The sequence below is a fragment of the Agrobacterium sp. ICMP 6402 genome (assembly GCF_009498615.1).
Lineage (GTDB): Bacteria > Pseudomonadota > Alphaproteobacteria > Rhizobiales > Rhizobiaceae > Agrobacterium > Agrobacterium burrii.
In genome coordinates this window covers 800,104-812,156 of sequence record NZ_QSNV01000001.1, presented here as the reverse complement: position 1 = coordinate 812,156, position 12,053 = coordinate 800,104, and the positions used below count along the sequence as shown (strand labels likewise).

Here is a 12,053-nt window from a genome sequence, read left to right as displayed (position 1 = left end):
AGCCGGTCTACCATCCTGCTTTTCATGAGCTGCAGGAAAACTCCAACCTTTGGGATATGGTTCGGCGCGCCGTTTTGGCCCGCACCGTTCACCTCATCCAAAAAACACGTCGCCGGCGGCGATGGCGCGTCTCGCACCCTCATCCTCATCCAGCAGCAGATAACCATTATCATCTATTCCAACGAAACGCCCGCCGATCGAGCGTTCCGGAAAGTTGACGGTGATATGTTCACCGATACCACAGGCCGCTGCACGCCAGCCGGCCATGACGCCGGCAACGCCCCTGCCCTCATCCCAGTCTCGCAGCACATCCGCCGTCTCGCGGAACAAGTGCGCGAAAAGCTCGTCGGGCGAGCAGGACGCGCCGTGTTCGGACAGCATGGTGACGGGATAAAGCGGGTTATCCGGCTTATGGGCGATATTGATGCCGATGCCGATGACGATGGCGCGGCGTCCATCCGGCAGAAGCTCGGCCTCCATCAGAATGCCGCAGGTTTTCTTGCGGCCGATCAGCACGTCGTTCGGCCATTTGATTTCAAGCGGCGCGCCGCCCGTCGGCAAAACTGCGCGAATGGCGCGATAGACCGCAAGCGCGAAGGCAAGCGGCAGGGAGCCGATACGGTCCATCGGAGCGGGATCGATGAGGAGAAGCGAGGCGTAGAGATTGCCGGGTTCGGAGACCCACGGCCGACCGCGACGGCCGCGCCCGCCGGTCTGGCGAATGGCGGTGATCCACAGATTGCCGCCATCGCCTGCCCTTGCGCGGGCGAAACATTCGATGTTGGTCGATGGCGTCTCCGCCATCGCCTCGTGCCGGAAGTCATCAATGGACATCCGGCCCGTATGCTTGTGGGTATCGCTCAAAAGAACGTCTTTGCCGCGACCGTGACCGCATTGCCGAGCGCACCGCCGAAGACGATGAAGCCGACGACGAACAGGCCCGAAAGTGCATAAACGACCTTCAGTTCACCGGCCGGACGCTCGAAGCTGCCCTTGGCTTCATCGAACCACATGACCTTGACGACGCGGATGTAATAATAGGCACCCACGACCGAGCCGATCACGCCGATGACGGCGAGCGGATAGAGCTTGGCCTCGATGGCGGCGAGGAAGACGTAATACTTGCCGAAGAAGCCGGCGAGCGGCGGGATGCCGGCAAGCGAGAACATCAGGATCGTCAGAATGACAGCCATGAAGGGATTGGTGGAGGAAAGCCCGGCCAAATCCTCGACATTTTCGACATTGCCGATTTCCTTGCGGCGCATGGAAAGAATGCAGGCGAAGGTGCCGAGCGTCATGACCATGTAGATGGTCATGTAAAGGATCACACCCGAAATACCGGCTTCCGTTCCGGCCGCAAGACCGACCAGCGCGTAACCCATGTGACCGATGGAGGAATAGGCCATCAGGCGTTTGATGTTCTTCTGGCCGATGGCCGCAAAGGAACCAAGCAGCATCGAGGCAATCGAGATGAAGACGACGATCTGCTGCCAGTCGGCAAACACCGGCTGGAAAGCCTCAACGACGATGCGCACGAGGATCGCCATGGCGCCGATCTTCGGTGCAGCAGAGAGGAAGGCGGTGACCGGGGTCGGCGCGCCTTCATAGACGTCAGGCGTCCACATGTGGAACGGCACGGCCGAAATTTTGAAGGCAAGGCCGGCGAGAACGAAGACCAGACCGAAGACGAGGCCGAGCGACCGCGTTTCAGATGCCAGCACCTGCGCGATTTCGGCAAAGCCGGTATTGCCGGTGAAGCCGTAAACCAGCGACATGCCGTAAAGCAGCATGCCGGAAGAGAGCGCGCCGAGAACGAAATATTTCAGGCCCGCTTCCGTAGAGCGCAGGCTTTCGCGGTTGATGGCGCAGACGACGTAAAGCGCCAGCGACTGCAACTCCAGCGCCATATAAAGCGAGATCATGTTATTGGCGGAGATCATCAGCAAAATGCCAAGGGTCGCCAGAACCAGCAGCACCGGATATTCGAAACGGCCGATAGGCTCGAAACGACCCTGGCCGACGGAAAGGATCATGGCGGTGATCGAGCCGATCAGCGCCAGAACCTTCATGAAATTGCCGAAGGAATCGGCGATGTAAACACCGCCGAAGGCCACGCCCGATGCCGGGGCGAAGATGATCCAGAGACCGACGACGAGCAGGAGGGCAACGGCAAGGCCGGTGACCGTCGTTGTCGACTTGTCGCCCGAGAAGACGCCAATCATGAGCAGCGCCAGCGCGCCGACCGCAAGGATCAGCTCGGGCGTCGCGATGTGCAGACTGGCAAAAAGGATTTCAGCGGTCATGTCCAACGGGTCCTGTCGTCAATTCATAGAAAGCGCAACATTTTGCGCCGCCTGCAATGCAGCCGAATAGTTGTTTACCAGAAGATCCACCGATGCGGCTGTCGCATCGAAGACCGGCGCCGGATAGACGCCGAAGAAGATCGTCAGCGCAACCAGCGGATAAAGGATGATTTTTTCGCGGGTAGACAGATCGAGCATCGATTTAAGGCTTTCCTTCTCGAGCGCGCCAAAAATCACGCGGCGGTAGAGCCACAGCGCATAAGCGGCCGAGAGGATGACGCCGGTTGCCGCAAACAGTGCGACCAGCGTGTTGGCGCGGAAGATACCGATCAGCGTCAGGAATTCACCGACGAAGCCGGAAGTGCCGGGCAGACCGACATTGGCCATGGTGAAGACCATGAAGGCGACGGCATATTTCGGCATGTTGTTCACGAGACCGCCATAGGCGGAAATCTCGCGGGTATGCAGCCGGTCGTAAACGACGCCGACGCAGAGGAAGAGCGCGCCTGACACGATGCCGTGAGACAGCATCTGGAAGATTGCGCCCTGCACGCCCTGCACATTGGCGGCGAAGATGCCCATGGTCACGTAACCCATGTGGGCGACCGACGAATAGGCGATCAGCTTCTTGATGTCGTCCTGCATCATCGCCACCAGCGATGTGTAGATGATGGCGACAACCGACAGCGTGAAGACGAAGGGCGCGAAATAATCCGACGCCAGTGGGAACATTGACAGCGAGAAACGGATGAAACCGTAACCGCCGAGCTTCAGCATGACGCCGGCCAGAATGACGGAGCCTGCGGTCGGTGCCTGAACGTGGGCATCCGGCAGCCAGGTATGCACCGGCCACATCGGCATCTTCACCGAGAAGGCCGCAAAACAGGCAAGCCAGAGCCATGTCTGCATGCCGGCCGGGAAGCCGAATTTCAGAAGCTCGGTCATGTCGGTCGTGCCGGCCTGCCAGTACATCGCCATGATGGCGAGCATGGTCAGAACCGAGCCGAGCAGCGTGTAGAGGAAGAACTTGTAGGAGGCGTAAACGCGATCCTTGCCGCCCCAGACACCGATGATGATGAACATCGGGATCAGCGTCGCTTCGAAGAAGACGTAGAAGAGAACCGTATCCAGCGCCACGAAGACGCCGACCATGACGACTTCCAGCAGCAGGAAGGCGATCATGTATTCCTTGACGCGCTTCTCGATCGAATTCCAGCTTGCCAGTACGCAGAATGGCATGAGGAAAGTGGTGAGGATGACGAACAGCATGGAGATGCCGTCGACACCCAGATGATAGGCGGCGATGTTGCCGAACCAGGCGTGTTTTTCCACCATCTGGAAACCGGGGTTCGAATTGTCGAACCCGATCCAGACGAACAGCGACACCAGGAAGGTGAAAACGGTCGTCAGCAGAGAAACGTTGAGAATGTTACGGCGACCAAAGGGGCCGTTCTCATTCGTCAAAAGCAGGAGCACCACGCCGACGAGCGGCAGAAAGGTGACCGTTGAAAGAATAGGCCAATCGGTCATCAGAGGGCACTCCCGAGCATCATCCAGGTGACAAGCGCCGCGATGCCGATCAGCATCGCAAAGGCATAGTGATAGAGGTAACCGGATTGCAGGCGGACCATGCGGTTGGTCACGTCAACCACACGCGCTGCAATGCCATTCGGTCCATAATGGTCGATGACGGCGACGTCGCCCTTCTTCCACAGGAAGCGGCCAAGCGCCTTTGCGGAACGAACGAAGAGGAAGTCGTAAAGCTCGTCGAAGTACCACTTGTTGAGAAGGAACTGGTAGAGGCCGCGATGGGTCGCTGCCAGACGCTTCGGCGTCTCCGGCGACTTGATGTACATGTACCATGCGGTCACGAAACCAAGCGCCATGGCGAAGAACGGGCTCCACTTTACCCAGAGGGGCACATGGTGGAATTCCTCGAGGATTTCGTTTTCCGGAAGCATGAACAAAGCGCCCTTCCAGAATTCGGCATATTCCTCACCGAAGAAGTGACCTTCGAACAGGACACCGGCAAAGATCGCGCCGATGGTGAGAATGAAGAGCGGGATCAGCATGACCATCGGCGATTCATGCACATGGTGCATGACGTCGGCCGAAGCGCGCGGCTTGCCGAAGAAGGTCATGAAGGCCAGACGCCAGGAATAGAAGCTGGTGAACAGCGCGGCGATGACCAGCAGCGTGAAGGCGAAACCTGACAGCACCGAATGGGATGCATAAGCGGATTCGATGATGACGTCCTTCGAGAAGAAACCGGCAAAGCCGATCATCGTGCCCGGAATACCGACGCCGGTCAGCGCCAGCGTGCCGACAGTCATGGTCCAGAAGGTGATGGGGATATGTTTGCGCAGGCCGCCCATGTACCGCATGTCCTGTTCGCCATCGACGGCATGGATAACCGAGCCGGCGCACAAGAACAGCAGGGCCTTGAAGAAGGCGTGCGTGAAGAGGTGGAACACGGCAGCACCATAAGCGCCGACGCCGAGGGCCACGAACATGTAACCGAGCTGCGAGCAGGTCGAGTAAGCAATCACGCGCTTGATGTCGTTCTGCACCAGACCGACGGTCGCCGCGAAGAAGGCGGTGATCGCGCCGATCAATGTCACGACGGTCAGTGCATCCGGCGACAGTTCGAACAGCGGCGACATGCGGGCGACGAGGAAGACGCCGGCGGTGACCATGGTTGCGGCGTGAATGAGGGCGGACACCGGGGTCGGGCCTTCCATGGCGTCCGGCAGCCAGGTGTGCAGCAGGAACTGCGCCGACTTACCCATCGCGCCCATGAAGAGCAGCAGGCACACGCCCGTCATCGCATTGGCCTTGTCCAGTTGCATGCCGAACAGGTTGATGACGGTTTCGGTGGAAGCGGCGCCTTCGGCCGGCAGATAGGTGCTGGCGGCGGCAAAGATCGTTTCCAGATTGATCGAGCCAAACAGCACGAACACACCGCCAATGCCGAGGATGAAGCCGAAGTCACCGACACGGTTGACGATGAAGGCCTTCATGGCAGCGGCGGAGGCAGACGGCTTCTTGAACCAGAAGCCGATCAGCAGATAGGACGCCAGACCCACGCCTTCCCAGCCGAAGAACATCTGCAGCAGGTTGTCAGAGGTCACCAGCATCAGCATGGCGAAGGTGAAGAGCGACAGATAGGCGAAGAAGCGCGGACGATGCGGATCGTGGTGCATGTAGCCGATCGAATAGAGGTGCACCAGCGTCGAGACCGTGTTGACCACGACGAACATGACGGCCGTCAGCGTATCGATGCGGAAAGCCCATTCGACGTCGATGCCGCCGGACTGGATCCAGCGCAAAACGGTGACCTTGATCACCTCGCCCGGCTCGCCATGGGCAAGCGCCACGGTAAAGAAGACGATCCACGACAGGATCGCGACCACGATCATCAGACCGGTGGTCACATATTCAGACGCCTTGGCGCCGATCGAGCGGCCGAACAGGCCGGCGATCAGGAAGCCGATCAGGGGAAGAAAGACGATAGCCTTGTAGATCATAGCCTTATCAGCCCTTCATCATATTGACGTCTTCGACGGCGATCGATCCGCGGTTGCGGTAGAAGACAACGAGTATTGCAAGACCGATGGCCGCTTCGGCGGCTGCGACGGTCAGAATGAACAAGGCGAAGACCTGGCCGACGATATCGTTCAGGAACGCCGAAAACGCCACCATGTTGATGTTGACCGCAAGCAGGATAAGCTCGATCGACATGAGGATGACGATGACGTTCTTCCGGTTGAGGAAGATGCCGAACACGCCGATCGTGAAGAGAATGGCGCTGACCGTCAGGTAGTGGGAAAGACCGATTTCCATGTTCTGTTTCCTTGGATCCGTTCGCCTTCAGATGCCCTGGCCCGGCTTGACCTTGACCGTGGTGACGGCGGTCTTCGGGTCACGGCCGACCTGCGTGGAGATATCCTGCCGCTTGATGTCGGTGCGATGACGCAGGGTCAGCACGATGGCGCCGATCATGGCCACCAGCAGCACGAGACCGGCCAGCTGGAAGAAGTAGACGTAATTGGTATAGAGCACATCGCCGAGGGCGGCCGTATTGGTGCGCACGGCCGGCGACGGTATCGGCATGGTGATCGATTTTGCCGCGACCGGGTTCAGCACACTGCCGCCGACCACAACGATCAGTTCAGCCGCCAGAATGACGCCGATCAGCGCACCAACCGGGGCATATTGCAGCACGCCGGAGCGCAGCTCGGCAAAATCCACATCCAGCATCATGACGACGAAGAGGAAGAGCACCGCGACCGCGCCGACATAAACCACCAGCAGGATCATGGCGAGGAACTCGGCCCCCGTCAGCAGGAACAGCGCAGCTGCGTTAAAGAAGGTCAAAATCAGGAAGAGCACCGAATGAACAGGGTTCTTCGATGCAATGACCATGAACGCAGACGCCACGGCGACGAAAGCGAATATATAAAAGAATACAGCGTGCAGACCCATCTTGGTGCCTTCTTGTCCTCATCGGGAAGAATGACGCAGCCGCCCCCTCACCCGTTTCGTCCCCGCCGGCGAAAACCGCGCAGGCATTTTACGTTGTCATCGCTTTCCGGGGTCGCCCCCGGAAAGACGGTTGCACCTTAACGGTAAGGCGCATCCAGTGCGAGGTTGCGTGCGATTTCACGCTCCCAGCGATCGCCATTTTCGAGAAGCCTCTGCTTGTCGAAATAAAGCTCCTCGCGGGTTTCCGTCGCGAATTCGAAGTTCGGACCTTCGACGATGGCGTCGACCGGGCAGGCTTCCTGGCAGAAGCCGCAATAGATGCACTTCACCATGTCGATGTCGTAACGCACCGTGCGGCGGGTGCCGTCATTGCGGCGCGGGCCGGCTTCGATGGTGATCGCCTGAGCGGGACAGATCGCTTCACACAGCTTGCAGGCGATGCAGCGTTCTTCACCGTTCGGATAACGGCGCAGCGCATGTTCGCCACGGAAGCGCGGAGAGACCGGACCCTTTTCGAAAGGATAGTTTATCGTCGCCTTCTGCTTGAAGAAGTGGCGCATCGTCAGGAAGATCGCTCCGACGAATTCCTTGAGGAACAGCGAATTGACGGCTTGGGACAGGCTTGCCATCTCAGTCTCCAGATCTTTGAGCGAGGAGTTCAGACATCAACCGGCCCACCCCGTCAACTTCAGTACGAATGCAACGATCACGACCATGGCGAGCGACAGCGGCAGGAACACCTTCCAGCCGAGGCGCATGAGCTGGTCATAACGGTAACGCGGAACGAAAGCCTTGGTGAGCGCGATCATGAAGAAGACCATGCAGCCCTTCAGCGCGAACCAGACAATGCCCGGCACCCAGTTCAGGAACCACACATCCACGATCGGCAGCCAGCCGCCAAGGAAGAGGATCGTCGTCAGGCAGCAGATCAAAACGATCGCAGCATATTCGCCGAGCATGAACATCATGTAAGGCGTCGAGCCATATTCGACCATGTGACCGGCGACCAGTTCCGATTCCGCTTCCGGAAGGTCGAACGGCGGCCGGTTGGTTTCGGCAAGGCCCGAAATGAAGAACACGATGAACATCGGGAACAGCGACAGCCAGTGCCAGTCGAGGAACGAGGCAGGCAGGCCCATCATGGTGCCGAGACCCGTGCGCTGGGCCAGAACGATGTCTGTCAGGTTGAGCGAGCCGACGCAGAGCAGAACGGTAACGATGACGAGACCGATCGACACTTCGTAGGACACCATCTGCGCGGCCGAACGCAGCGCGCCGAGGAACGGATACTTCGAGTTCGAAGCCCAGCCGCCCATGATGATGCCGTACACTTCAAGCGAAGAAATCGCAAAGATGTAGAGAATGCCGACATTGATATTGGCGACGACCCAGCCATCGGCGAAGGGAATGACCGCGTAGGTGGCAAGCGCCAGCGTCACGGCAACCAGCGGCGCCAGAAGGAAGACCGCCTTGTTGGCGCCAGCCGGAATGACGGGCTCCTTGAGGATGAACTTCAAAAGGTCGGCGAAGGACTGGAAGAGACCGAAGGGACCAACGACGTTCGGACCACGGCGCAGCTGCACCGCTGCCCAGACCTTGCGGTCGGCAAGCAGCAGGAAGGCGATGGCCACCAGAAGGCAAACGAGAAGCAGCAGGGACTGGCCGACCATGATCAGCGCGGGCCAGACGTAGCTCCAGAAAAACTGTTCCATAAATCCCCTACCCTTACTCTGCCGCAGCCTGGAAATTGTTGCGGGCCAATGCGGAACACTCGGCCATGACGGCGGATGCGCGCGCAATCGGGTTCGTCAAATAAAAGTCTTTTACCGGCGAAGCAAACGCCGACTTGTTGAGTGAGCCGGTCTTGCCAGCCAAAGCCTCGATATCCTGGCCATTGCCGGCGGCGATCTCGTCGGTTTCCGCCAGATGCGGATGCGCGACATAAAGCTGGCCGCGAAGCGCCGACAGCGAATCGAACGGCAGCTTCTTGCCGAGCACATCGGAAAGCGCACGCAGGATCGCCCAGTCTTCACGGGCCTCGCCCGGTGCGAAACCGGCGCGGTTGCCCACCTGCACGCGGCCTTCGGTGTTGACCCAGATACCGGATTTTTCGGTATAGGCCGCACCCGGAAGGATGACGTCGGCGTTCATCGCACCCTGATCGCCATGGCTGCCGATATAGACGGTGAACTTCGCGCCCTTGTTGGACAGGTCGAGTTCATCGGCGCCCAGCAGGAAGAGAACGTCCATGGAGGCAACCATGTCGGAGGCGGCAACACCACCCTCGCCCGGCACGAAGCCGATATCGAGACCGCCGACGCGCGAAGCAGCCGTGTGCAGCACCGAGAAGCCGTTCCATTCGTCGCTGATAGCACCCACCGAAGCAGCAAGCTTTGCAGCAGCAGCCAGAACGGCGGCACCGTCGGCGCGTGCCAGAGCGCCCTGACCGATGATGATCAGCGGGTTCTTCGCAGACTTCAGTTTTTCAACGAAGCTGTGCGAGCCGCCGGCCAGATCGGAAAGCGTTTCGGCACCCGAGCCGAGATATTCGTAGTTATAGCGCAACTCGCCGGCTTCACCGATCACGCCGATCGGGAAACCGCCGCGACGCCAGCGCTTGCGAATGCGGGCGTTCAGCACGGCAGCTTCGTAACGCGGGTTGGAACCAATGATCAGCAGCGCGTCGGCCTGCTCAATGCCTTCAATGGTGGAATTGAAGATGTAGCTGGCGCGACCCAAGGACGGATCAAGCGCTGCGCCATCCTGACGGCAATCGACATTTGCCGAGCCGAGCGACGCCAGCAGCGACTTCAGCGCGAACATTTCTTCGACCGAAGACAGATCGCCGGCAATCGCGCCGATCTTGTTGCCGGATGTCGCGGCAACCGCCTGCTTGATCGCACCGAAGGCTTCACCCCAGGTAGCGGCTTGCAAACGGCCGTCCTTGCGGACGTAAGGCCGGTCGAGACGCTGCGTCTTCAGGCCGTCCCAGATGAAGCGGCTCTTGTCGGAAATCCACTCTTCGTTGATCGCCTCGTTGACACGCGGCATGACGCGCATGACTTCGCGGCCACGGGTATCGACACGGATGGCCGAACCGAGCGCGTCCATCACGTCGATGGTTTCGGTCTTGTTCAGTTCCCACGGACGGGCGGTGAAAGCGAAAGGCTTGGAGGTGAGCGCACCGACCGGGCAGAGGTCAACGACGTTGCCCTGCAACTCGGAGGTCATGGCCTGTTCGAGATAGGTGGTGATTTCAGCATCTTCGCCGCGGCCGATGAGGCCGAGTTCGGCAATGCCGGCAACTTCCGTGGTGAAACGGACGCAGCGCGTGCAGTGGATGCAGCGGTTCATCACCGTCTTGACGAGCGGGCCGATATATTTGTCTTCAACCGCACGCTTGTTTTCCGCATAACGCGAACCGGCGATACCGAAGGCCATGGCCTGGTCCTGCAGGTCGCATTCACCGCCCTGGTCGCAGATCGGGCAATCAAGAGGATGGTTGATGAGCAGGAATTCCATCACGCCTTCGCGGGCCTTCTTGACCATCGGCGTGTTGGTGAAAACCTCAGGCAATTCGCCATTCGGGCCGCCGCGAACATCGCGCACGCCCATGGCGCAGGATGCGGCGGGCTTGGGCGGTCCGCCCTTCACCTCGATGAGACACATGCGGCAGTTACCCGCGACCGACAAGCGCTCATGAAAACAAAAGCGCGGAACTTCGGCACCAGCCTCCTCGCACGCCTGCAACAGCGTGAAATGATCCGGAACCTCGATCTCTTTACCGTCAACCTTGAGCTTTGCCATGGTTCTACTTACGTCCTGTTGCCTGTTCGTCCCATGTCTCACACGGTCCGCAACAAATCCTTAATCGCGCCCGGCATCCGAAGGTTCGCCAGACGTTTCATGGTGTTGCGGGGCCGGAAATTTCCGGCTCCGCTCGAAGCCTTTGATGCTTATTCAGCGGCTTCCAGAACAGCGCCATCATCCATGGCCCTGTAGGTATATTGGTCGATGCGCTTTTCGATTTCCGGACGGAAATTGCGGATCAGCGCCTGTACCGGCCATGCGGCGGCGTCGCCGAGCGCACAGATGGTGTGGCCTTCGATCTGCTTCGTCACTTCGAACAGCATGTCGATTTCGCGCTTCTGCGCATTGCCCTTGACCATGCGTTCCAGCACGCGCCACATCCAGCCGGTGCCTTCGCGGCACGGCGTGCACTGGCCGCAGCTTTCATGCTTGAAGAAGGCCGCGATGCGGGCAATCGCCTTGATGACGTCAGTGGACTTGTCCATGACGATCATGCCGCCGGTGCCGAAGGAAGACTTCACTTCGCGCATGCCGTCGAAGTCCATGATGGCGTCCTTCATGTCCTCACCGCGCACGATGGGGCAGGATGCGCCGCCGGGAATGACGCCGAGCAGATTGTCCCAGCCGCCGCGAATGCCGCCGCAATGGGTTTCGATCAGCTCACGGAAGGACAGGCCCAGCGCATCTTCGAAGGTGCAGGGACGCTCGACATGGCCCGACACCATGAACAGCTTGGTGCCGACATTGTTCGGACGACCGATCCCCGAGAACCATGCCGCACCACGGCGCAGGATGGTCGGTGCAACGGCGATGGATTCAACGTTGTTGACGGTCGTCGGGCAGCCGTAAAGACCCATATTGGCCGGGAACGGGGGCTTCAGACGCGGCTGGCCCTTCTTGCCTTCAAGGCTTTCCAGCAGAGCCGTTTCTTCGCCGCAGATATAGGCGCCGGCGCCGTGATGGACGTAGATGTCGTAGTCCCAGCCGTTCTTGTTGTTCTTGCCGAGCAGGCCGGCATCGTAACATTCGTCAATGGCCGCCTGCAGCGCCTCGCGCTCACGCATATATTCGCCGCGAACGTAGATATAGGCAGTGTGAGCACCCATGGCGAAACCGGCGATCACGCAGCCTTCGATCAGCGTATGCGGATCGTTGCGCAGGATTTCGCGGTCCTTGCAGGTGCCGGGCTCGGATTCGTCGGCATTGACGACGAGGTAATGCGGACGGCCGTCATTTTCCTTCGGCATGAAGGACCATTTGAGACCCGTCGGGAAGCCTGCGCCGCCGCGACCGCGAAGGCCGGAAGCCTTCATCTCGTTGATGATCCAGTCACGGCCCTTTTCGATGATCTGCTTGGTGCCGTCCCAATGGCCGCGCGCTCTCACGCCCTTCAGGGACTTGTCCTTGAGGCCATAGAGATTGGTAAAGATGCGATCCTGATCTTTTAACATGCTT

10 protein-coding genes are annotated in these 12,053 nt (G+C 59.5%); all 10 read right to left on the bottom strand.

The features are described 5' to 3' along the window. Nucleotides 1–93: 93 nt before the first annotated feature. Complete coding sequence (locus DXT96_RS04110; RefSeq protein ID WP_194287542.1) at nt 94–834, bottom strand: biotin--[acetyl-CoA-carboxylase] ligase; 741 nt, start codon at nt 832–834, stop codon at nt 94–96. 26 nt (nt 835–860) lie between these two features. Further along, on the bottom strand, nt 861–2,303 hold the full coding sequence (nuoN, locus tag DXT96_RS04105) for an NADH-quinone oxidoreductase subunit NuoN (RefSeq protein ID WP_149897747.1): 1,443 nt from the start codon (nt 2,301–2,303) through the stop codon (nt 861–863). Between the two features lie 18 nt (nt 2,304–2,321). After that, on the bottom strand, nt 2,322–3,833 hold the full coding sequence (locus DXT96_RS04100) for an NADH-quinone oxidoreductase subunit M (RefSeq protein WP_149897748.1): 1,512 nt from the start codon (nt 3,831–3,833) through the stop codon (nt 2,322–2,324). Beyond that, entirely contained in the window at nt 3,833–5,830 is a 1,998-nt protein-coding gene (nuoL, locus tag DXT96_RS04095; protein WP_153513588.1) for an NADH-quinone oxidoreductase subunit L, read from the bottom strand. The genes DXT96_RS04100 and nuoL overlap by 1 nt, the downstream gene beginning before the upstream one ends. Before the next feature lie 7 nt (nt 5,831–5,837). Continuing rightward, nucleotides 5,838–6,146, bottom strand: a complete 309-nt coding sequence (gene nuoK / locus DXT96_RS04090; RefSeq protein ID WP_003521516.1) for an NADH-quinone oxidoreductase subunit NuoK — start codon at nt 6,144–6,146, stop codon at nt 5,838–5,840. 27 nt (nt 6,147–6,173) lie between these two features. Next, nucleotides 6,174–6,788: an NADH-quinone oxidoreductase subunit J gene (locus tag DXT96_RS04085; RefSeq protein WP_080809276.1), complete on the bottom strand. Its 615-nt coding sequence runs from the start codon at nt 6,786–6,788 to the stop codon at nt 6,174–6,176. Nucleotides 6,789–6,925: 137 nt separating this feature from the next. Further along, nucleotides 6,926–7,417 carry an NADH-quinone oxidoreductase subunit NuoI gene (gene nuoI / locus DXT96_RS04080; RefSeq protein WP_149897750.1) on the bottom strand — a complete coding sequence of 164 codons (492 nt, stop codon included), beginning with the start codon at nt 7,415–7,417 and terminating at the stop codon, nt 6,926–6,928. A 36-nt stretch (nt 7,418–7,453) separates the two neighbouring features. After that, nucleotides 7,454–8,500 (bottom strand): NADH-quinone oxidoreductase subunit NuoH, encoded by a 1,047-nt coding sequence (gene nuoH / locus DXT96_RS04075; protein WP_010971512.1) that lies wholly within the window; start codon nt 8,498–8,500, stop codon nt 7,454–7,456. A gap of 13 nt (nt 8,501–8,513) precedes the next feature. Further along, nucleotides 8,514–10,595, bottom strand: a complete 2,082-nt coding sequence (nuoG, locus tag DXT96_RS04070) for an NADH-quinone oxidoreductase subunit NuoG (protein WP_153513587.1) — start codon at nt 10,593–10,595, stop codon at nt 8,514–8,516. Between the two features lie 149 nt (nt 10,596–10,744). Further along, a complete protein-coding gene (nuoF, locus tag DXT96_RS04065) occupies nt 10,745–12,049 on the bottom strand; it encodes an NADH-quinone oxidoreductase subunit NuoF (protein ID WP_149897752.1) in 1,305 nt (434 codons plus the stop codon). Nucleotides 12,050–12,053 lie beyond the last annotated feature (4 nt).

Bases quoted from the DNA above. Each gene is read 5' to 3' on its own strand.
- DXT96_RS04110 (WP_194287542.1), bottom strand. From the start codon at position 834: ATGTCCATTGATGACTTCCGGCACGAGGCGATGGCGGAGACGCCATCG.
- nuoN (WP_149897747.1), bottom strand. From the start codon at position 2,303: ATGACCGCTGAAATCCTTTTTGCCAGTCTGCACATCGCGACGCCCGAG.
- DXT96_RS04100 (WP_149897748.1), bottom strand. From the start codon at position 3,833: ATGACCGATTGGCCTATTCTTTCAACGGTCACCTTTCTGCCGCTCGTC.
- nuoL (WP_153513588.1), bottom strand. From the start codon at position 5,830: ATGATCTACAAGGCTATCGTCTTTCTTCCCCTGATCGGCTTCCTGATC.
- nuoK (WP_003521516.1), bottom strand. From the start codon at position 6,146: ATGGAAATCGGTCTTTCCCACTACCTGACGGTCAGCGCCATTCTCTTC.
- DXT96_RS04085 (WP_080809276.1), bottom strand. From the start codon at position 6,788: ATGGGTCTGCACGCTGTATTCTTTTATATATTCGCTTTCGTCGCCGTG.
- nuoI (WP_149897750.1), bottom strand. From the start codon at position 7,417: ATGGCAAGCCTGTCCCAAGCCGTCAATTCGCTGTTCCTCAAGGAATTC.
- nuoH (WP_010971512.1), bottom strand. From the start codon at position 8,500: ATGGAACAGTTTTTCTGGAGCTACGTCTGGCCCGCGCTGATCATGGTC.
- nuoG (WP_153513587.1), bottom strand. From the start codon at position 10,595: ATGGCAAAGCTCAAGGTTGACGGTAAAGAGATCGAGGTTCCGGATCAT.
- nuoF (WP_149897752.1), bottom strand. From the start codon at position 12,049: ATGTTAAAAGATCAGGATCGCATCTTTACCAATCTCTATGGCCTCAAG.